At 70.1% G+C, this 19,738-nt stretch carries 19 protein-coding genes; 10 read left to right on the top strand and 9 right to left on the bottom strand.

Going from position 1 to position 19,738, the window contains the following annotated elements; translation table 11 throughout:
• The first annotated feature begins 20 nt into the window (after window positions 1-20).
• Both FPZ12_RS07865 and FPZ12_RS07870 read left to right on the top strand, forming a co-directional pair.
• A complete protein-coding gene (locus FPZ12_RS07865) occupies window positions 21-437 on the top strand; it encodes an FAS1-like dehydratase domain-containing protein (protein WP_208025783.1) in 417 nt (138 codons plus the stop codon).
• On the top strand, window positions 434-832 hold the full coding sequence (locus FPZ12_RS07870) for a MaoC family dehydratase (RefSeq protein ID WP_144757523.1): 399 nt from the start codon (window positions 434-436) through the stop codon (window positions 830-832). The genes FPZ12_RS07865 and FPZ12_RS07870 overlap by 4 nt, the downstream gene beginning before the upstream one ends.
• A 2-nt stretch (window positions 833-834) precedes the next feature.
• On the opposite strand, the gene FPZ12_RS07875 is transcribed toward FPZ12_RS07870, so the two are convergent.
• From FPZ12_RS07875 to FPZ12_RS07895, 5 genes are all read right to left on the bottom strand, one after another.
• Complete coding sequence (locus FPZ12_RS07875) at window positions 835-2,445, bottom strand: AMP-binding protein (RefSeq protein WP_144757522.1); 1,611 nt, start codon at window positions 2,443-2,445, stop codon at window positions 835-837.
• 7 nt (window positions 2,446-2,452) lie between these two features.
• Entirely contained in the window at window positions 2,453-4,096 is a 1,644-nt protein-coding gene (locus tag FPZ12_RS07880) for an AMP-binding protein (protein WP_144757521.1), read from the bottom strand.
• 130 nt (window positions 4,097-4,226) lie between these two features.
• Window positions 4,227-5,012 carry an enoyl-CoA hydratase/isomerase family protein gene (locus tag FPZ12_RS07885; RefSeq protein ID WP_144757520.1) on the bottom strand — a complete coding sequence of 262 codons (786 nt, stop codon included), beginning with the start codon at window positions 5,010-5,012 and terminating at the stop codon, window positions 4,227-4,229.
• Window positions 5,005-5,985: a zinc-binding dehydrogenase gene (locus tag FPZ12_RS07890; RefSeq protein WP_144757519.1), complete on the bottom strand. Its 981-nt coding sequence runs from the start codon at window positions 5,983-5,985 to the stop codon at window positions 5,005-5,007. The genes FPZ12_RS07885 and FPZ12_RS07890 overlap by 8 nt, the downstream gene beginning before the upstream one ends.
• 75 nt (window positions 5,986-6,060) lie before the next feature.
• Complete coding sequence (locus tag FPZ12_RS07895) at window positions 6,061-7,170, bottom strand: LuxR C-terminal-related transcriptional regulator (RefSeq protein WP_144757518.1); 1,110 nt, start codon at window positions 7,168-7,170, stop codon at window positions 6,061-6,063.
• Window positions 7,171-7,252: 82 nt separating this feature from the next.
• On the opposite strand from FPZ12_RS07895, the gene FPZ12_RS07900 reads away from it, so the two are divergent.
• Window positions 7,253-7,807, top strand: a complete 555-nt coding sequence (locus FPZ12_RS07900; protein WP_144757517.1) for a TetR/AcrR family transcriptional regulator — start codon at window positions 7,253-7,255, stop codon at window positions 7,805-7,807.
• A 226-nt stretch (window positions 7,808-8,033) separates the two neighbouring features.
• Here FPZ12_RS07900 and FPZ12_RS07905 read toward each other — a convergent pair whose 3' ends face one another.
• Window positions 8,034-9,272, bottom strand: coding sequence for an acyl-CoA dehydrogenase family protein (locus FPZ12_RS07905; protein ID WP_144757516.1), 1,239 nt, complete (start codon window positions 9,270-9,272; stop codon window positions 8,034-8,036).
• Window positions 9,273-9,424: 152 nt separating this feature from the next.
• Between FPZ12_RS07905 and FPZ12_RS07910 the strand changes: the two genes are divergently transcribed.
• Window positions 9,425-9,877 (top strand): MaoC family dehydratase, encoded by a 453-nt coding sequence (locus FPZ12_RS07910; RefSeq protein WP_144757515.1) that lies wholly within the window; start codon window positions 9,425-9,427, stop codon window positions 9,875-9,877.
• Here the strand turns inward: FPZ12_RS07910 and FPZ12_RS07915 are convergent.
• Complete coding sequence (locus FPZ12_RS07915) at window positions 9,865-10,869, bottom strand: phosphotransferase family protein (protein WP_208025784.1); 1,005 nt, start codon at window positions 10,867-10,869, stop codon at window positions 9,865-9,867. The genes FPZ12_RS07910 and FPZ12_RS07915 overlap by 13 nt on opposite strands.
• Window positions 10,870-10,993: 124 nt before the next feature.
• Here FPZ12_RS07915 and FPZ12_RS07920 point away from each other — a divergent pair, with 124 nt between their 5' ends.
• From FPZ12_RS07920 to FPZ12_RS07940, 5 genes are all read left to right on the top strand, one after another.
• Window positions 10,994-11,740: an SDR family NAD(P)-dependent oxidoreductase gene (locus FPZ12_RS07920; RefSeq protein ID WP_144757513.1), complete on the top strand. Its 747-nt coding sequence runs from the start codon at window positions 10,994-10,996 to the stop codon at window positions 11,738-11,740.
• A gap of 245 nt (window positions 11,741-11,985) precedes the next feature.
• A complete protein-coding gene (locus FPZ12_RS07925) occupies window positions 11,986-13,611 on the top strand; it encodes an AMP-binding protein (RefSeq protein ID WP_150980220.1) in 1,626 nt (541 codons plus the stop codon).
• The gene (locus FPZ12_RS07930) at window positions 13,608-15,032 is read left to right on the top strand and encodes a PucR family transcriptional regulator (protein ID WP_144761982.1); all 1,425 of its coding nucleotides are present in this window, start codon (window positions 13,608-13,610) and stop codon (window positions 15,030-15,032) included. The genes FPZ12_RS07925 and FPZ12_RS07930 overlap by 4 nt, the downstream gene beginning before the upstream one ends.
• A complete protein-coding gene (locus FPZ12_RS07935) occupies window positions 15,029-15,739 on the top strand; it encodes an SDR family oxidoreductase (protein WP_144761979.1) in 711 nt (236 codons plus the stop codon). Before FPZ12_RS07930 ends, FPZ12_RS07935 begins: the two co-directional genes overlap by 4 nt.
• A gap of 2 nt (window positions 15,740-15,741) precedes the next feature.
• Complete coding sequence (locus FPZ12_RS07940) at window positions 15,742-16,722, top strand: NADPH:quinone oxidoreductase family protein (RefSeq protein WP_144761976.1); 981 nt, start codon at window positions 15,742-15,744, stop codon at window positions 16,720-16,722.
• A 2-nt stretch (window positions 16,723-16,724) separates the two neighbouring features.
• Here the strand turns inward: FPZ12_RS07940 and FPZ12_RS07945 are convergent, their stop codons facing one another.
• Window positions 16,725-17,696, bottom strand: coding sequence for an alpha/beta fold hydrolase (locus FPZ12_RS07945; RefSeq protein ID WP_144761973.1), 972 nt, complete (start codon window positions 17,694-17,696; stop codon window positions 16,725-16,727).
• Entirely contained in the window at window positions 17,693-18,667 is a 975-nt protein-coding gene (locus tag FPZ12_RS07950; protein WP_144761970.1) for an amidohydrolase family protein, read from the bottom strand. The genes FPZ12_RS07945 and FPZ12_RS07950 overlap by 4 nt, the downstream gene beginning before the upstream one ends.
• Before the next feature lie 125 nt (window positions 18,668-18,792).
• Between FPZ12_RS07950 and FPZ12_RS07955 the strand changes: the two genes are divergently transcribed.
• Entirely contained in the window at window positions 18,793-19,587 is a 795-nt protein-coding gene (locus FPZ12_RS07955) for an IclR family transcriptional regulator (RefSeq protein WP_144761967.1), read from the top strand.
• The last annotated feature ends 151 nt before the right edge of the window (window positions 19,588-19,738 follow it).

Below are 19,738 nucleotides of genomic sequence, written 5' to 3' on the forward strand. Positions count from 1 at the left end.
GGACCAAACGGGGAGGTTTCGTGGAGATCCTCGACGAGGTGACCTTCGACATCGAGCGGGGCAAGATCCGCGAGTTCGTCCTGGCCACGCACGCCGGCGACACCGTGCACACCAGCGTGGAAGCCGCTCGTGACGCGGGTTTCCCGGACGTGCCTGCCACCGCGACCCACGTCGTCGTGGCCGGGCACTACCGCGACCAGCGCGCTTTCGTAGCGAAGCTCGGGCTCGCGTACGACCGGGTCGTCGTGGGCTCGGTGAAATGGACGTACTTCCGGCCCCTGTGCGCCGGAGACTCCGTGCGGGGCGTTCGCCGCGTCGCGGCCGACACGCGCAAACGGAACCTGCGGTTCGTGACGCTGGAGACCGATTACCTCGACGCGGCAGGTGATTGCGCCGTGCGCGTGCGGGAAGTCCTGATCGAACGGGGAGCACAGTGAGGAAGCCCGTCGCCGTCGTCGCAGGCCAGGCGTTGCCCGAGGGCGAAGCCGGGCCGGTGACGCAGACCGACATCGTCCGCTTCGCCGGCGCGGGCGGGGATTTCAACCCGCTGCACCACGATCCGGAGTTCGCGGCGAACGCCGGTTTCCCCGGCGTGCTGGCGATGGGCCAGTTCCACGCGGGCCTGCTCGGCTCGTGGCTGACCGACTGGTGCGGGGTGGAACACCTGCGCGAGTACGAGGTCCGGTTCGTCGCGCCGGTCTTCCTCGGCGACCGGCTCCGGTTCTCCGGCGAGGTGACCGCTGTCGCGGACGGCGTGGCGGAGCTGACGGCGCGGGCGTCGCGCGGTGACGACGAGATCATCCGCGCGACCGCCCGTGTCGTGGTCGCCTGAGCTCAGGCAAACCGTTGCCGGAGCTTGTACTTGAGGATCTTGCCGCCCACCGTCTCCGGCATCCCGTCGACGAAGAAGATCCTTTTCGGACACTCGTAACCCGCCAGACGCTGACGACCGAACACGATCAGTTCCTCGGCCGTGACGTCGGCGACGGTGGTGACGACGGCGGCGACCACTTCGCCCCATTTCTCGTCCGGCACCCCGATCACGGCCACCCGGTCGACGGCAAGGTGTTCGGCGAGCACCGACTCGACGCGGAGGCTGGAGACGTTCTCCCCGCCGGTCTTCACGATGTCCTTGAACCGGTCGACCATGATCTGCTGGCCGTCCTCGTCGAACGTGCAGCTGTCGCCGGAGTGGAACCAGCCGCCGCGGAACGCGTCGGCGGTCGCGGCCTCGTCGCGGTAGTAGCCGGCCGTGATGACCGGTGAGCGGTACACGGCCTCCCCGGGCTCCCCCGGTTTGCCGCGCAGGCTTTCCCCGGACTCGTTCACGATGTCCGCGGCCAGGATCGGGGTCGGCGCCCCGACGTGGTTCACCCCGGCCAGCGCCTGGGCCCGCTTCTCCGGGTACCGGTCCGGCCAGAACCGGTAGGACGACATCGACTCCGTCTGCCCGAACACCTCCACCAGCGCGAGATCGTCCCCGGCCACCTCGCGCAACCGGTCGAAGAGGCCGGGCTTCATGGCGCCCCACGAGAACATCGCGACGGTGAGACTGCGCAGGTCCACCTCGTCCGGGCGCGCGAGCGCTTCGTCGGCAAGTTTCTGCAGCCACATCGGCGATCCCGCCCAGAGCGCGGTCGCACGTTCACGGGTGATCGTCTCCGCGAGCACAGGCGCGTCGGGACGGCGGCCGAGCACCATGGTGCCGCCGGTGAAGAAGGCCGGGAACACGCAGGAGTTGTGCCCGCAGTGGTAGATGACCGGCAGGAACGTGCACAGCCGGAGGTCTTCCTCGTAACGCAGGCCCCGGGTCAGCGAAAGGGCGTAGGTGTAGGCGGCGAGGTAGGAGTAGGTGTGCGTGGCCATCGAAGCCTTCGGCATCGCGGTGGTGCCGGAGGTGAACACGAGGCTCCACACGTCGTCGCCGTGGATCTCCACGTCCACCTCGTGCTTCGGCCTGCCGGAAATCCAGTCGGCGAACCCGCCACCGATGACCGCCGGTTCGGGCAGCCCGGTCAGCGCGGGCTTGGCCCGGTCGAGGTATTCGGCGTCGACGACCGCGAAGGCCGCTTCGGTGTGGTCGAGCACCCAGGTCAGGACCTCGGGCGCCAGCAACGGGTTCACCGGCACCGCGACCAGCCCCGCCTTCGCGATGCCGAACATCGTGACGAGCGCTTCGACGGAGTTGTCGCAGTAGAGCAGCACCCGGTCGCCGCGGCGAAGTCCTTGCGCCAGCAGGGCATGCGCGACACGATTCGCCGCTTCGTCGGCCTGCCGGTAGGTCAGCCCGGCGAACTCGGGGGTGGCGAAAGCGCCTGGGGCGCCGATGATCGCGGTCTGGTCCGGGCGGCTCCAGGTGACCCGTTCGAGCACGTCGCCGACGGCCATCCGGTTCCAGCGGCGGTCGGCGCGGCGCCCGTGCAGAGTCGTGACGTCGAAGTCCATCACGGCCTCACACCCTGGTCTCGGCGGCCTTCACCTTCTCCGCGATATCCGCTCGCAGCCGGTGTTTCTGGATCTTGCCGGTGGCCGTCATCGGCAGTTCGGGCACGACCTCCAGCCGCTCCGGCATCTTCTGGATCGCGAGCCCCTGCCCCAGCAGGTAGTCCTTGATCTCGTCGAGGGTCACGTCCTCGTGCCCTGGCCTGGGCACCAGGTACAGGCAGATCCGTTCGCCGAGCCGCCGGTCGGGCATCCCGACCACGGCCGCGGCGGCGACCGCGGGATGGCCGGTCAGCAGATCCTCGACCTGGCGGACGCTGATGTTCATCCCGCCGCGGATCACGATGTCCTTGAGCCTGCCGGTGACCCGGAGGTAGCCGTCCTCGTCCATCACGCCGAGGTCACCCGAGCGCGAATAGCCCTCCGGCGTGAACAAAGCCTCGGTCTCCGCGGGATTGCCGATGTATTCGAGCATGTGCATCGGGCCGCGGTAAGCGATGTCGCCCTCCTGGCCGCGCGGCACCTCTTCGCCGAACGGGTCCACGATCTTGATCGAACTGCCGGGCAGCACCCGGCCGTCCGAGGTGAGCGAGCGCGCCGGGTCGTCTTCGACGGTGCACATACTGGTGGTGACGTTTTCGGTGCGCCCGTAGAGACTCAGGACGCGGCAGCGGGGCAGCAGCCCGGCGGCCTGCTCGACGAACGCGGCCGGAATCGGCGCGCCCGCGGCGACCCACAGCCGCAGGCTGCTCGCGTCGTGCCGTCGCGGGTCGTACACGTCCATCAGCATCTGCAGGAAAGTGGTCGCGGTGACGGCGAGCGTGCACCCGAAGCGTTTGATGTGCTCCAGGCCCGCTTTCGGTTCCCACACCTCCATGATGTGCGACGCGGCGCCGTGCATGAGCGGCAGCAGGATGCTGGTGACGAGCCCGGTGGTGTGCGTGATCGGCGACGGTCCGAATTGGACGTCGGTGTCGCTGTAGCCGAACCCCTTGGCGAGCAAACGGGATCCGCACGCCATCGTGTTGAACGTGTGCAGGCAGCCCTTCGGGCGCGAGGTGGTGCCGGAGCTGTAGACGATGACGAAGTGGTCGTCGGGGCCCGGGCCGGGGCCGAGGTCCACCGGGTCCCCGTCTTCGAGGGACTCCAGCGTGGTGGTTCCCTCGGCTTCGCCGCGCGCGAGCACGATCTGCCGCAGGGCCGGCACGTCCTGCCGGATCGTGCGGTACATGGCGGCGTAGTCGAACTTCTTGAAGGTGTGGCAGGTGATCGCCATCTTCGCGCCGGAGTTGCGGACGATGTAGCCGACCTCGTCGAGCCGGTAGATCGGCATGATCGGCACCATGATCGCGCCGATCCTGGCGAGCGCGACCGCGATCCGGCCGAACTCGATCCAGTTCGGGATCTGGACGCAGACGCGGTCGCCCTGGGAAATCCCCGCGCGGCGCAGGCCGGCCGCCAGCCGCAGCGCGCCGTCCCGCAGCTCCCCGAACGTGACCGAACTGGTGTCGTCGGTCAGGAAAACCTTGTCCGGGCGCAGTTCCGCCTGCCGGTCGAGCAGCCCGGGAAGCGTGTCCCGGCGCCAGGCGCCGGTGGCGTAGAACTGCTCGATCTCCTCGGCCGAGTAACGATCAGTGACCCGCGCGAACGTCATGGGCGATCTTCCTTGATCTGGAGAAGGAAACGGTGCACGAAGCGGCTGTCCGGTCCAACGCTAATATGGTTGGACCAAAAACGCAACGCCGCTCCGGCACCGATCGGAAAACCCGGTCCGCGCCCGGGGATCAGCGCCGTTGCCAGACAGGGGCGCGTTTCTCGCGGAACGCGGCCACTCCCTCACCGAGGTCCTCGGTGGTGAACGCGAGCGCGAGCTGTGCCTGCAGCACGTCGAGCGCCTCGGAAAGGCCGAGGTCCCGCGTGGAGTTGATCGCGTCCTTGCCGAGTTTCATCAGCAGGGGCGACTTCTCCGCCACGCGGTGCGCCCAGGACCGCACCATGCCGTCGAATTCGGCGTCCGGGACCACCTTGTTCACGATGCCCAGTTCGTGCGCTTCGGCCGCGGTGATCTTGTCGCCGAGCATCATCAGCTCGTTGGCCTTCATCCGGCCGACGTTCCGGTAGATCAGCGCGGAGATCATGAACGGGAACGCGCCGACGTTGATCTCCGGGCAGCCGAAGCGCGCGGATTCCTTGGCCAGCACGAGATCGCAGGCCAGCGCCAGGCCGAACGCGCCGGCGAGCACGTCGCCACCGGCCGCGCAGAGCACCGGCTTGCCGAGCGCGCCGAGGAGTTTGAACAGCCGGGGAAACCGGTCCAGCCCGGCGTATTTGACGACGGGCGGCCGCTCGTCGGCGAAGGCTTTCAGGTTGCCGCCCGAGGAAAAGATCCGTTCGTGCGAGGAGCCGAGCACGACCACCCGCACTTCGTCGTCGTCCCGGGCCTTTTCCAGCGCGCGCAGCAGATCGTCGAGAAGCTCGTCGCTGAGCGCGTTGCGGGTGGCGGGATCGTCGAGCGTGACGAACGCGGCCCCGGCCTCGTCGACCTCGTACCGCACCAGCTCGTCAGTCATGCCGGAGAACCACCTTTCCGAAGCCAGAACCCTGTTCCAGATAACGATGCGCGGCCGCGGCGTCGTCGAGCGGGAAGACGCGGTCGATCACCGGCGGCGCGATCGAGCGGGTGTCCAGCAGGCGAAGGAGGCCGGTGAAGTCGCGCGGGCCGCCCATCGTCGTGCCGAGGAGGCTGTACTGTCCGAAGTAGAATCCGCGGACGTCGATCGGCGCCTGTTCGGCAGCTGAAGCCCCGAGTACCACCAGCCGCCCACCCGGCCGCAGCGCACGCAACGCGTCCTGCCAGGTGCCGACCGAATCCAGGACCACGTCGAAACCCAGGCCGCCGGGAGAAAGCGCTTTCACTCGAGCGGCCCAGTCCGGGTCGGTGTAACACACCCCGCCGGACGCGCCCAGCTCACGAGCCCGGTCGATCTTGTCCTCCGACGAGGACGTGACGAAGGCGCAAGCCCCCATGCCTGCGGCGAAAGCGACCGCGGTCGTCGCGATTCCCCCGCCCGCGCCCAGCACGAGCAGCGACTCCCCCTCGCGCAATCCGGCGCGGGTGAACAACGCCCGATAAGTCGTCAACCCGACCAAAGGCAGCGCGGCCGCTTGCTCCCAGCTGTAGCCCGGGGGCCGCGGCGCCACGCATTCGACGGGCACGCGCACCAGTTCGGCGCAGGTGCCCGGCCGGTGGTCGCCCAGGATCTCCCAGCCCGGCGCGGGCGAAGACTCGTCCTCGCCCCACCACAGCGAGGGCACGATGACCACTTCCTCACCGGTGTCGGCGCGGATGCCCGCGCCGTCGGCACCGGGCACATGCGGCAGCGGCGAACTGTAGTGCCCGCGCCGCACGAGGACGTCGTGCCAGTTGAGCGCGCTCGCCTTCAGCCGCACGGTGACCCAGCCCGGCGTCCGCTCCGGCTCGGGAACCTCTTCCGGCCGCAGCACCTCCGGCGCTCCGAACTCACGCAGCACGACCGCCCGCACCCGCCCACCTCCATACGGTTTAACTATTGGACCATAATTCTTGGGCGGCTCGCGGACAAGAGCCCGCGAGGGTTTTCAGAAGCCGCCGTCGGCCATGGTCAGCCGGAGGTACTGCGAGATCGCCTCGGCCCGGTTCTCCACGCACAGCTTGCGAAGGATGCGTTTGACGTGCGATTTCACCGTGCCGTCCGCGATCACCAGCTCGTCGGCGATCCTGCTGTTGGTCGCGCCGGTGGCCATCAGCGTGAGCACCTCCAGCTCGCGGGCGGTGAGCAGCGATTCGAGCGTGGCCGAGGACCTGGCGGGCGCGCGGGTGGGACGCAGCGACGTCAGCGGACGGCTCGCCAGCTCGATCTCCGCGGACGCGAGATCCTCCAGCACCGTCTCGACCGTCCGCATCGCTTCGCGCACCTGCTCACGCTGCTCCCGCAACCTCCGCAGGAGCACCGCGCGCTCGAAGATGTGGCCGAACGCGTCCGCGAACGCGCCGAGGATGTCGCGATCGAGGGCGGTGACAGCCCGGTTTTCGCAGTCCGCGTGGAGGAACCCGATGACGCGGCCGGTCGGCATGAGCGGGGCGGCGACATACGAGTCGAGCCCGGACGCCTGCAAGAGCGGCCGGTAGACCCGCGGATCCTCGCGGGGATCGGTGACCAGCGCGGGCTCCCGGCGCCGGACCATCTCGGTCTCCAGCACCAGGTTGTCGAGCTGGATCTCCGGGACGGTGCGGATCCATTCCCGGAACGCTCGTTCAGGATCCCGGTTCGTCACGGCGAAGCTCTTCCACGGCCGCCACAGCGAGCCCTCGACCTTCGACAGCATCACCCTGTCGAACCCGCACGAGTCGACGACGGCCTCGCATGCCCGGTCGAGCAGAGCGTCCGGATCGGACACCTTCCGCAGGCGCGCGAGCCCCGCGTCGAGCGCGTCGAGCCGGCGCAGCCGCTGCCCGCCCAGCCATTCGCGGATCTCGTAGCGCAATGCCTGGGCCTCGGCCAGAATCACCGCCAGGTTCGCCGGGTCGGACGACTCCGGCAGCTGCTCGCGCAGTGTCCCGGCGAGCACAGCGAGGGGCCCGTCGAATCCCGCCAGGTCGTCACCCGCGGGCAGGGCTGTGCCGGCCGGCTCCGCCGCCCGCCGCAGTAACGCGCGGCCCCGCCCGGCCAGTTCGGATTCCGTGCGCACGTCGCTGTGCCCTCCCGCTCGCAGTTGGGGGCGAGTCTACGACGGAATAACGATCGTTCACAGCTGTGCTAGATTCGCCCCCGTGGACAGGGAGCGCAAGATCCTGGACACGGCCGCCGTGGTCTTCTACGAAAAGGGTTTCCACGGGGTCGGTGTCGACGAGCTGGGCAAACGCGCCGGGCTGTCCGGGCCCGCCCTGTACCGGCATTTCTCCGGCAAGGACGACATCCTCGCCGCGCTGTTCAACGAGGCGCTCGACGAGCTGCTCAGCGCCACCGCCCCGGTGCACGAGGATCCGGACAAGGATCTGGACCGGCTGATCCGGCACCACGTCGGCTTCGCGATCGAGCACCGGCACCTGGTCAGCATCTACCAGCGCGAGGACCGGTCGCTGGTGGACCCGTGGAAACGCCAGTTCGACCGGCGTCGGCGCAAGTACGTCGACCGCTGGGAGTCGGCCGTAGCGCGCTGCTTCCCCGGGGCCGCCCCCGACGACATCGCCGCCGGCACGCAGGCGTGCCTCGGCGTCATCTTCTGCATCGCGTACTGGCCCGCCCACCTCGCCCAGACCCCGGCGCTGGCGGATCTCCTCGCCGCCTTCGCCGCGAACGGGCTGGCGGCGCTTCGCCGGGGTTAGCGTCTCGTGATCTTGTGGGCCTTACGCGCGGGTGTGTGTTTGCCCGCCAGGGCGCCGAGTTGGCCCGAGGCGCCCCCGAGTTGGCCCCTGGCGTCGCCGGGTTGGCCGACCGCTGCCGCCGTGGGCAAACTCAGCGACCGGACCGGCAAACTCGGTGACGCGGCGGGCAAACTCACCGACCGCACGGGCAAACACGACAACGTAAACCGGACGGCATCACGAGACACTAGCCCTTCCGGAAACCGAACATCGATCCCGCGATCCGGCGCAGTTGCAGTTCGTCGGAGCCTTCGGTGATGCGGTAGCGGCGGTGGTGGCGGTAGATGTGCTCGAAGGGCTTGTGCCGGGTGTAGCCGACGCCGCCGTGGATCTGCATCGCGCGGTCGGCGGCGCGGCAGGCGAGCTGGTTGCCGCGGAGGTTGACCATCGACACCTTGTCCGTCACCCCGGTGCGGCCGTGGGTGTCCATCAGCCACGCCGTCTTGTACAGGGTGTTGCGCAGGAACTCGGCGTCGGTCTGCAGCTCGACCAGTTGCCATTGGATGCCCTGGTGCTCGTGCAGGGGTTTGCCGAAGATCACCCGCTCACCGGCGAAACGCACGCTCTCGTCGATGCAGAACTGGGCGGCGCCGAGCGAGGACGCGGCCTGGCGGATGCGGTTCTCGTGCACGAACAGCTGGGCGCAGTCCAGCCCGCGCCCGACCTCGCCCAGCACCGCCGACGACGGCACGTGCACCTCGTTCAGCCGCACCTCCGCGTGATCGCTGGGCATATTGAAAGTCCAGTGGTAGTAAGGAATTTCGAAGCCGGGCGCGTTCGTGGGGACCAGGAACGCGGTGATACCGGCGGCCTTGCCCGCCTCGCCGGAGGTGCGGGCGAACACGAGGTCCACCTCCGCCACGTCCACCACACTGTTGAACCGCTTCGCGCCCTCGATCACCCAGTCGCCGCCGTCCCGGCGGGCCGTGGTTTCGAGGTACGTGGCGTCGCTGCCGTGCCCCGGTTCGGTGAGCCCGAAAGCCATCTCCATCTCCCCCGAAACCAGCCGCTCCAGGTAGGCCTCGCGCTGTTCGGGGGTGCCGTACTCGTGCAGCACCAGCGCCAGCGGCAGGTTCGCGACGACGGACGCCTCGTGACTCAGCTCGGCGTGCAGGCCGGGGCCGAGACCGGCGAGGTGCTCACGGATCACGGCCATCGCGAGGTTCGTGCCATCGCGGCCCCCGAGCGCGGCCGGGAGCGGATACCGGTAGAAACCCGCGGCGTCGGCGCGGCGCCGCGCTTCCCCCATCAGTTCGCGCCAGCGCTTCGTGGGGATGCCGTCACGGTCGAGATCGGTGCGGGTGAACTCGCGCCGGTGGTCGAACAAATCCGGGTTCGCCGCCTCCAGCGGCCGGATTTCCTTGTCGATGAAGGAATCCAGCTCCTTCACGAACTCTTCGACGTCACTCGGTACGGACCAGTCCATGACAGCGCCTCTCGTGTCCGGGAGAATTCGCTGTCACGGTAGGAAAACCCCGCTCGCCGCCTCGGACACCGGCGCGAGGGCACTGTGGATTCCTCCAGTGGAGGCGCTCGGCACGACGACCTCCCGCCACCGGACCTGGTTGCCTCGGCGGCATGCGGACCTTGCACAGCATCGCGGAACTGCGCGCGCTGACCGGCAGCGAACTGGGCGTGAGCGCCTGGCACGAAGTTACCCAGCAACGGGTGGACGCCTTCGCCGCGGCGACCGACGATTTCGAGGACATCCACGTGGACCCGGCCCGCGGCGCCGCGGCGGGGTTCGGCGGCACCATCGCGCACGGGCTCTACACGCTGTCCCTCGGCCCGAAGTTCCTCTACGAGATCTACACCCTGAACGGGCATTCCCTGGGCCTGAACTACGGTTTCGACCGCGTCCGGTTCCTCACCCCGGTCCGCACCGGCGCGCGGGTCCGGATGAAAGCGGAACTCGCCGAGGCCAGGGAGATCACCGGCGGAACCCGCTTCACCCTGCGGCAGACCTTCGAGATCGAGAACGAGGACAAACCGGCCTGTGTGGCCGAATCCGTCCTCGCCTACTTCGACTGAGCCAGGATCCGCCTGCCCCGCTCGACCGCGTCCGGCAGGCTCTCCGCGGCCGTCTCCAGATGGGGCTCGGGCTCGGCGAGACGCCGGTTCCGTTTGATCAGGACAGCGAGCGTCGAGACGGTCTTGTAGTGGCTGTAGGCCAGAAACCACGGCAGGTCGGCCACGGCGCCGGGCCGGATCCCCTGGTATGCCTCCAGCAACTCCGCGCGGGACGGCATCCCGCTGCCCGCCTTGACGTCGGCCTCCGCGCGGGGGGCGTGGAACCGGTGCGGCGGATCGGTGTGCATCAGCAGCCAGGCCAGGTCCACGCGCGGATCGCCGACCGACCAGATCTCCCAGTCGATGACCGCGGTCAGGCGCTCGCCGGTGAACAACATGTTGGCCAGCCGGAAGTCACCGTGCGAGAGGCAGGGTGCCACGGGAGCGGGCGCACGGCCGGAGAGCTCGCGGTAGAGCTTTTCGTGCCGGGGCGCGATCTTCGGGTCTACCGTGTCGAGCAATCGTGCCCACCGGTCCAGTTCCTCGCGCACCGGGACAGCTCTCTCGCCCGACCGCCCGGCCGGGACGTTCTGCAGCCTCGCGAGCGCCCGCGCCGCCGCGAGAGCCCGCGCCGTGACAACCCCCGGCGACGGCGGTTGCGCCGCGGCGTCCAGTAGCGGTTCGTACGACTCACCCGGCACCAGCGTCATGACGAACAGCGGCGGGCTCCCGTCGTCCTCCGCGAGCACCTTCGGGACGGGCACGGAGCCGTCTTCGTCGAGCAGTCGCAGAATCCTGGCCTGGCGCAGCACATCCCGGTTGCGCACGGGCGCCAGTCCCGGTGGCGCGACCTTCACCACGACAGGCGTGTCGGGCCTGTCCGGACGCCGCAGCACCGAGGAGAACGTGAGGCTGGAAACGCCACCGGGCAAGCGATGCAAGCCACTGAGCGTGGCGCCGGGCCAGCATCGCGCCACCCGCTGGAGTACTTGGTCGTGATCGAGTTCCGGCACCGGTTCACTGTGCGAAGCGGCCCTGCCCGCGCGCAACAGATCCGCCGCCCCGCGCTGGAGATCTCCACACCGGCCGGCTTGCGGCCGCTCGGCACTGTGTGCGATCGCGGGTAAGAAGCGGAGCATGAACCGTTTCCGCCTCGAAGGCAAAGTCGCTGTCGTGACCGGGGCGTCCTCCGGCCTCGGTGTCGCCTTCGCCCACGCCATCGCCGAGGCCGGCGCGTCGGTGGCGCTCGGCGCCCGCCGCGAGGACCGGCTCGCCGAAACCGCCCGGGCAGTCGGGAAAAACGCGCTGGCCGTGCGGACCGACGTGACCCGCGTCGAGGACTGCGACGCCCTCGTCGCGGCGGCGATGGACGCTTTCGGCCGGGTCGACGTCCTGATCAACAACGCCGGCACCGGCGGGGAGTACCACCCCGCCACGGAGGATCCGCCCGAGCAGTTCCGCTCCGTCGTGGACCTCAACCTCCTGGGCTCGTACTGGATGGCGCAGGCGTGCGGCCGGGTGATGGGGCCGGGCTCGTCCGTGGTCAACATCTCCAGCGTGATGGCCCTGACCACGGCGAAGATGCCGGCCGCCGGGTACAGCGCGAGCAAGGCCGGGGTACTGGGCCTCACGCGGGATCTCGCCGCGCAGTGGGGGCCGCGCGGCATCCGGGTCAACGCGCTGCTGCCCGGCGTCTTCCCGAGCGAGGCGACCGCGAACTACAGCGAGAACTACCAGCGCAAGGTCATCGACGCGAAGATCCCGCTGGGCCGCATCGGCGACCCCGCCGACGTGGCGGCGGCCGCGGTGTTCCTGGCTTCCGACGCCGCCGCCTACATCACCGGCGTGAGCCTGCCCGTCGACGGCGGGGTGCTCGTCAACTGACGGCGTGGCGCGGTCACCGCCCGGTAGCAGAACGAACAGGCGGGGACCCTGGTCCCGGCCGCCGGGCCGAGCGGCACGGTCAGCCCGGGCATCGCGTTCGCGCTGCACAGGCCCGGGTCATGCCCCAGCGGACGGCACAGGCACTGACATTCCATGGACCCCATCCTTGCATCTTTGGTCTGATAATTATAAATTCAGACCAACTGGAGTGACGCACGCCACGCACTCACCGGAAGGGCACACGCATGTCAATGCCGACCGTGCGGGACCGCTACCGCGAAGACGAAATCCGCGCCTGGTACGACGCCGGGTACTGGCATCGGGACGGGCTGTCCGAACTGCTGGCGCAACGGGCCATCACCCACGGGGACAAGGTCTTCGTCTCCGACGGCACCACCAGCCGGACCTACTCGGCCGTCCGCGCCCAGAGCCTGCGGCTGGCGGGCGGCTTGCGGGAACTGGGGGTGGGCCGGGGCGACCGGGTCGCCGTCCAGCTGCCGAACTGGACCGAGTTCGCCGTCATCGCGGCCGCGGTGAACAGGCTCGGCGCGGTGCTGGTGCCGATCATGCCGATCTACCGCGCCACCGAGGTCGGCTACGTGCTCGAGCACAGCGGCGCCAGGGTCGCGATCACCTGTGACGAGTTCAAGGGCTTCGGCCACCTGGAGATGTTTTCCGCGCTGCGCAAGGAAAATCCCGGGCTGCGGTCGCTCGTCGTCGCCCGCGGGACGCACGGGTCCGCCACCTCGCTCGACGAGCTGATGGCCGGGCCGGAGCCCGATCTCGCTCCCCCGCCGTCCGCCGACGACGGGTTCCTGATCGTCTACACCTCGGGCACCACGTCACGGCCGAAGGGCTGCTTCCACACGTTCAACACCCTGCGCGCCAGTGCCGCGGCGATCGCGAAAAGCGTGCGCTACACCGAGGACGACGTGCAGTTCGGGCCGTCACCCGTCACGCACAGCACCGGGCTCGTGACCAGTGTCGTGCTCCCCCTGCTGGCCGGGGCGTCCTCCCATTTCATGGAGGCGTGGGAACCGGAGGAAGGATTGCAGCGCATCGCCAAACACGGCTGCACCGCCGCCGTCACCGCGACCCCGTTCCTGCAGATGCTCACCGCCGCCCACGATCCCGACCGGCACGACGCGAGCAGCCTGCGGCTGTGGGTGTGCGCCGGTTCGCCGATCCCCGGCGCGGTCGTGCGGCGCGCGGCCGAGAAGTTCTCCGGCTGCCGGGTGCTGAGCCTGTACGGGCGTTCGGAGAACTTCCTGACCACGATGTGCACCGTGGACGATCCGCCGGAGCGCTCGGCCACCTCCGACGGCAGCGCGGTCGCGGGCGCCACGGTCAAGATCATCGACGAGACCGGCGCCGAGGTGCCGCGCGGCAGCGAAGGCGACATCGCCTATCTGGGCCCGAGCCACATGCTGGAGTACTACCGCGATCCGGAGCAGACAGCGGCGCTGTTCACCCCGGAGGGCTTCTCCCGCTCCGGCGATCTCGGCTTCATGGACGAGGACGGGTTCGTCCGCGTCACGGGACGGCTCAAGGACATCGTGATCCGCGGCGGGCTCAACATCAGCGCTCGCGAGCTCGAAGACCTCCTGATCGAGCATCCCGCCGTGAGCGCGGTCGCGGTGGTCGGGATGCCGGACGAACGCCTGGGGGAACGCGTTTGCGCCTACGTCGTCCCCGCCGCCGGGGCCGAGCCCACGCTGGCCGACCTCACCGGGTATCTCCGCGAACGTGCCGTCGCCACCCCGAAACTCCCGGAGCGGCTGGAGCTCCTCACCGAACTTCCCTTGACCGCCACCGGAAAGGTGCGCAAACACGTGCTGCGCGACGACATCAAGACCAAGCTCGCCCGGTGAACCCGCGGATCAGGGACGCGGTCCTGGCGCAGGCGGCGACGATCGCCGGCGCAGGACGGGCCCGCCTGTGCTCCCCCGGCGAAGCGGCACTGGACGAGACCTCTGTCGCCGTCCCCGTGGCCCCGGGCACGGTGCTGGTGGTCGAAGATCCCGCCGACGACCAGGCGCGGGAACGCCTCTCCGCGTTCGCGGCGCTGGCCTCGGCCGCGCTCGGCGAAACCGAGCGGCTCGCCGCGGAGGTCGCGGCCGAACGACGGCTGAGCGGGCTCATCGGCGGCCCCGGCGGACTGCGCGCGCTCGTGTCGGCGTGCGCGGAACTCTCCGGCAAGGTCACCATGCTGTTCGACGCGCAGGAACGGCTCGTGGCTTCGGACAGCCCGCCCGGCGCGAGCCCGATCCGGCTCCGCTCGCTCGCCGAAATCGGTGCGCGGGACGGGATCGCGGCGGCCAGCCTGGACGGGCTCCCCCGGCGGCACCTCGTCGTGCCGGCGACCCACCGTGGCGAGACGTTCGGCCGGCTCGTGCTCGTCGAACACCCGTCCGTGCTGCGGCCCGCCGACCGCCGGATCGCCGAGCGCACGGCCTGTCACGCCGGAACCGAGTTCGCCGTGCAGCGGCGGGTGGCCGCCGTGGCGTGGAACGCCCGCTCGTCGCTGGCCCGCCAGCTCATCCGCGGCTCCTCCACCGTGGACGATCTGCGATCGAGCGGCGAATACCTCGGCGTGGACACCGGAATCCGCCGGGTACTGGTCTACGTGATCGACGCTCCGCCCGACGCCGAAGAGCTGGCGAACGCCCTCGAAGAACGGCTCGGCGTGGAGGTGCTCGCCACGCGCGGCTCGGAAGGGATCCTGCTGCTCGTCGAAGCGGCCGAGACAGGCATGGTCGCGCGCGTGAAGTCGGCCGTCCGCGCGATCGTGGGAGACGCGGTCGCCGGGGTCTCCACGCCCACGGAGCCCGCCAAGCTCGGCCGCGCGTACCGCGAGGCCAAGGAAGTCGCGCATTGCGTGCACCGGTTCGTGGGCCCGAGATCACCGCGGGTGCTGGCCGTCGACGACCTCGGCCCGGCGCGGCTGTTCGTGGCCAACAGCGCTGTCACCGCGGTCCGCGAGTACCTGCACGACATCCTCGGCCCCCTGCTCACCGGGGAACCGGCGGAGGCCGGTCTGCTGTGGACGTTGCAGCAGTTCTTCGACTGCGGGCGCAGCGTCCGCGTCTCCGCCGCGCGCCTCGGCGTGCACGAGAACACCGTCCGGCTGCGGCTGGCGCGCGTCCACCAGGCCACCGGGCTGGACGTCGCCGCCGACGCCGGAGACCAGCTCAGCGTCCAGACGGCGCTGCTCGTCCTGCGCCTGCAAGGACATCCGGCGCTGCCGTCGCTCGACGACAGCGAAACCGACCTCGGGAGGAAAACAGCGTGACACGCGACGGGAAGCTCAAGGCACTGGTCACCGGCGCCGCCCGCGACGGCGGCATCGGGCAGGCCATCGTGGCCCGCCTGGAGGCGGCGGGCATGGTGGTGGAAACCCTCGACCGGGAGCCGGGCTGCACCTACCAGGCCGACATCGCCGCCGGCGAGCTTCCCGCGCTGGACGACATCGACGTCTACATCGGCAACGCCGGGCTCACCACGATGTTCGGCGCCGCGCACCGCTTCCGCCTCGACCGCTGGGAGCAGGACCTGGCGGTCAACCTGACCGGCACCTTCCGGGTGCTGCAGGCTTGCCTCGGCGGGATGCGCGAACGCGGGTTCGGGCGCATCGTGCTCGTCTCCAGCACCGCGGGCACCCAGGGACTTCCCGGCCAGATCTCCTACAGCACCAGCAAAGCCGGGCTGCTGGGCATGATGCGGACCGTCGCCGCGGAGAACATCACCGCCGGGATCACGGCGAACGCGGTCCTGCCGGGCATGACCGCCAGCTCCGGTGTGCTTTCGATGCCGCGGGACATCGTCGACGCCTGGCGGGAAAGCATGCCGGGCGGGCTCGTCCGGCCCGAGGACATCGCCGAGGCGGTCGGCTTCTTCGCCTCCCCCGCCGCGTCACGGGTGACCGGGCAGATGATCACCGTCGACGGCGGGGACAGCCTCAACACCCGGTCGGTCACGTCGTCGATGGTGCGGAGCTGACCATGCGCGCGTTCCTGATGCAGGAGCTGACCGGTCCCTCCGGCGGCTCCGTCAGCGAGGTCCCCGAGCCGAAGGGCGCTCATCCCTGGGCAGACGGCCGCCTGCTGATCGACGTGCACGCGGCCGGAGTGTCCTTTCCGGACCTGTTGCAGACCCGAGGGCAGTATCAGCACGGGGCGCCGCCGCCGTATGTCGCGGGCGGCGAAGTGTCCGGGGTGGTGGTCGAAGCACCCGAAGATTCGGGATTGCGCCCCGGTGACCGCGTGGCGAGCCTTTCGGTGTGGGGCGCGCTGGCCGAACGCGCGCTCGGCATCCCGCGCTACACGGTGAAACTGCCGGACGGACTGGACTTCGTCGAAGGCGCCGCGCTGTACCTCAACTACGCGACAGCGTGGTTCTCCTTGCACCGCGTGGGTTTCCAGGCCGGTGAGCACGTTCTCGTGCACGGCGCGTCCGGCGGCGTCGGCACCGCCACCCTGCAGCTGGTCCGCGCGCTCGGCGGCCACCCGATCGCCGTGGTGTCCACTGAGGACAAAGAACGCGTCGCGCGCGACGCGGGCGCCGGACAGGTGGTGCGCGCCGGTGACGGCTGGGCGGCCGAGGTGCGGGAGCTGACGGGCGGGACCGGCGTGCAGGTCGTCGTCGACCCGGTCGGTGGCGACCGGTTCACCGATTCGCTGCGCTGCCTCGATGTCGGCGGGCGCTTGGCCGTCGTCGGCTTCGCGGCAGGGTCCATTCCGTCGGTGAAGGTGAACCGGTTGCTGCTGCGGGATTTGAGCGTGGTCGGTGTGGCGCTGGATCCCTACGTCGCACGGTTTCCCGCAGTGGCCGGGACGTTGGCCCGTGAGCTGGAGAAACTGGCAGGCTCGGGCGAAATCCGGCCGCTCGCGGGGCACGTGCTGCCGCTGGCCGAAGCCCGCCGGGCGCTGGAACTGATCGACACCCGGCAGGCCACCGGCAAAGTGGTCGTGCGCGTGCGCTGATGTCAGCCGCGTTTCACCAGTGGCAGTTCGGGACGGCGGTCCGAGACCCCGGCCCGGTCCGCCAGCTCGCCGGAAACCGTTCCGTAGCCGAAAAACTCCGCGAACACGGGGTTGAACAGGTCGGGCCGGTCGGTCTGCCCCTGGTGGCCGCAGTCGTCCGGGTAGAAGAACTGCACGCCCGGCAGGTGGTCCTCCTGGACCTGCCCCCATTCCACCGGGGTCAGGATGTCCTGGCGGCCGTAGAGGTAGATGCCGGGGATGTCGAGCCGGTCGATCCTGCCCTTGGTGGTCAGGCGCGCGGCGCGGTTCTGGTCGGTCCAGGGCACGATGTGCCGGTACTGCAGCAAAGTCGGCCAGAACTGGCGATGCGCTTCCAGCCGTTCGCTGGCCGAGAGGTAGCGCATCTCGACGAGGTCGTCGCTCACGGCCTCCTTGCGGTGGATGATCGCCTCCATCATGGCGCGCATGCCTTCGCGTGTGCCGTCGTAGGCGGTCATGTGAAATTGTCCCTTCGGCGGCCGCACGTCTTCGGGCACGACGTCGCCGATGTCGCCGGCGATGAGCGCGAAGCTGAGCACGCGATCCGGGTGCGCCACGGTGTAGTTGACCGTGTTCATGCAGCCCATCGAGTTCCCGGCGAGGTGGAACCGGTCCAGGCAGAGCGCGTCGGCGAAGGCACCGATGAAGTCGACGAAGTCCTCCATCCCGCGCGGCCAGTACTCCGGGCGGGTGTCGGACAGGCCGAACGCCGGCATGTCCGGGCAGTACACCCGGAACCCGCGCTCCCCGAGGTAGGGGGCCATGAACCGCCATCCGGCCAGTCCGGAGGAGCCGGGCAACCCGCCGTGCAGCAGGATCACCGCGGGACCGCTGTCGCCGGAGGTCATGTAGTGCGCGCGGGCACCGTTGGCGAGCCGGACCCACCGGCTCGCCATCCCCGGCACCGCCACGAGGTTCTCACTGGTCAAGGTCATCGAAGTGCTCCTTCTTCCGTGCTGAGGCCGAGAAAGCCGAATGCGTTGCGCGCCAGGAGGTCCTGCCCGGGAAAGGTCCGCCGGACCGAGTCCACGGATTTCGCCAGCTGGTCCGGGAAGAACGGCGCGTCACTGCCCAGCAGGAGGCGGTCCTCGCCGAACCGGTACGCGAGGAGGCGGAGATGTTCGTCGTCGAAAACGAGCGTGTCCGCGTAGAGCCGGCGAACGCGCGCGTCCCAGTCCGCGCGCTCGCCGCCGAGTGCCGCCGCGACCCGCAATCGGGGATATACCCAGGGAAATGCCCCGCATCCGTGTGCCAGCGCGACCCGCAGACGTTCGTATTTCCCGAGAACTCCGCCGAAAACCAGGGACGAGGCGGCGATCGCGGTGTCGGCAGGCATGCCCAGCCCGAGGTCGTAAGGCTGCCCGGCCCGGCGGACCGCGCCGCGGCCACCGTGCACCGGATGCACGAACACGGCGGCGCCGGACTCGTCGCAGGCCGCCCAGAACTCGTCGAGCTCCGGGGAGTCCAGGTCCAGCTCGCCGATCCGGGTCCCGAGCTCCACTCCGCGCAGGCCGAGGCTCAGGCACCGGCCGAGTTCCCGGGTGGTGGCAAGGGAATCGGTGAACGGCAGGCATCCCAGGCCCAGCAGCCGACCGCCGGAGGCCGCGCACGCCGTCGCGACGGAATCGTTCATCGCCCTGGCGTAAGCCGGGTCGCCGGCGGCGTGTTCCATCGTCACCGGGACCGGCGAAATGACCTGATGCGAGACCCCGGCCGCGTCCATCTCGGCGAGCCGGAGCGGCACGTCCCACAACGTCGGGGTGACGGACCGGAACGTGGCCTCACCACACAGGATCCGCCCGCCCTCCGGCCCGTCCACCACCAGGCGGGGAGCGTTTCCGGGGAAGGTGGGAACGTCCGTGCCGAAGTGGTGGGCGTGCACGTCGACCGCGGTGATCGCTGGCATGGCACGGACGCTAACGGCGCCCTCGCCCGCCGCGTGGCCGAAGTTTCGGTGGCTGGAACTCGGGCCTTCGCCGGGCACCCGCCCACTAGACTGGCCCGGGCCGGACACGCACGAGGAGGTGCGCCGTGACCACGGTGGAACAGGAATCGTCGCCGGGCTCGATCCTTTCGAAGGCCTTCGAGGTGCTGGGCGTTTTCGGCCCGGAGCACCGCGTTCTCACCCTCACCGAGATCGCCCGCTCCAGCAGGCTGCCGAAGTCCACGGTGCACCGCCTGCTCGGCAGGCTCGTCGCGCTGGGCGTGCTGGAACCGCACGGCGCCGGGTTCAAGGTGGGGCTGCCGATGCGGCGGTTCGCCTCGGCGATGCCGATCGAAAGCCTGCGGCAGTCCGCGCTGCCCCACCTCGGCGCGCTGCATCACTGGTCACGTCGTCACGTGCATCTCGGCGCCCTGCGCGGGAACCGGGTCGTCTTCGTGGAGCGGCTGATGATGGCGGGCCACGACCTTCCCTCGGCCGCGCCCGGCACGGATCTGCCGGCACACGCGACGGCGCTGGGAAAAGTGCTGCTCGCGCACATCACCGAGGAAGAGGCGGAAGCCGCGCTGGCCGGGCCGCTGGCGGCGCTCGCGCCGAACACGATCACCGATGCCGCCGACTTCACCCGGGAACTGGCCCAGGTACGCCAGGACCAGGTCGCCGTCGCGCGCGGCGAATCCCATCCCGACGTGACCTGCGTGGCGGCCCCGATCCTCATCCGCGGCCGGGCCGTCAGCGCGGTGTCGGTGTCCACGACCGCCCGCGACGCGGCGGTGGACCGGGCGCTCAAGGACGCCGTCCGCGTGGCGGCAGGCCGGATCGCCAGGGACAACCGGAAAGTCCTCGCCAACGGCCACGAAGACTGGTTCCCGGGAACGGTTTAGAGAGTGTTACACGGTGGTTTGCGTGGCGGTGCGGGTAGGGGAACCTGAGGCGGCCCCTGACTCCGGGATCGCCTCCTCAAGAATTCCCACCCGCCAGCCCGACCACCACCCCCGGCGGACACGCTCCGCGCGACAGCACCCTCACAGCGTC

The sequence above is a fragment of the Amycolatopsis acidicola genome (assembly GCF_007713735.2).
GTDB classification, from domain to species: domain Bacteria; phylum Actinomycetota; class Actinomycetes; order Mycobacteriales; family Pseudonocardiaceae; genus Amycolatopsis_E; species Amycolatopsis_E acidicola.

Excerpts from the sequence above, each read along its gene's own strand:
- FPZ12_RS07875 (WP_144757522.1), bottom strand. The coding sequence starts at position 2,445 with ATGGACTTCGACGTCACGACTCTGCACGGGCGCCGCGCCGACCGCCGC.
- FPZ12_RS07880 (WP_144757521.1), bottom strand. The coding sequence starts at position 4,096 with ATGACGTTCGCGCGGGTCACTGATCGTTACTCGGCCGAGGAGATCGAG.
- FPZ12_RS07885 (WP_144757520.1), bottom strand. The coding sequence starts at position 5,012 with ATGACTGACGAGCTGGTGCGGTACGAGGTCGACGAGGCCGGGGCCGCG.
- FPZ12_RS07905 (WP_144757516.1), bottom strand. The coding sequence starts at position 9,272 with ATGGACTGGTCCGTACCGAGTGACGTCGAAGAGTTCGTGAAGGAGCTG.
- FPZ12_RS07910 (WP_144757515.1), top strand. The coding sequence starts at position 9,425 with ATGCGGACCTTGCACAGCATCGCGGAACTGCGCGCGCTGACCGGCAGC.
- FPZ12_RS07920 (WP_144757513.1), top strand. The coding sequence starts at position 10,994 with ATGAACCGTTTCCGCCTCGAAGGCAAAGTCGCTGTCGTGACCGGGGCG.
- FPZ12_RS07925 (WP_150980220.1), top strand. The coding sequence starts at position 11,986 with ATGTCAATGCCGACCGTGCGGGACCGCTACCGCGAAGACGAAATCCGC.
- FPZ12_RS07940 (WP_144761976.1), top strand. The coding sequence starts at position 15,742 with ATGCGCGCGTTCCTGATGCAGGAGCTGACCGGTCCCTCCGGCGGCTCC.
- FPZ12_RS07945 (WP_144761973.1), bottom strand. The coding sequence starts at position 17,696 with ATGACCTTGACCAGTGAGAACCTCGTGGCGGTGCCGGGGATGGCGAGC.
- FPZ12_RS07950 (WP_144761970.1), bottom strand. The coding sequence starts at position 18,667 with ATGCCAGCGATCACCGCGGTCGACGTGCACGCCCACCACTTCGGCACG.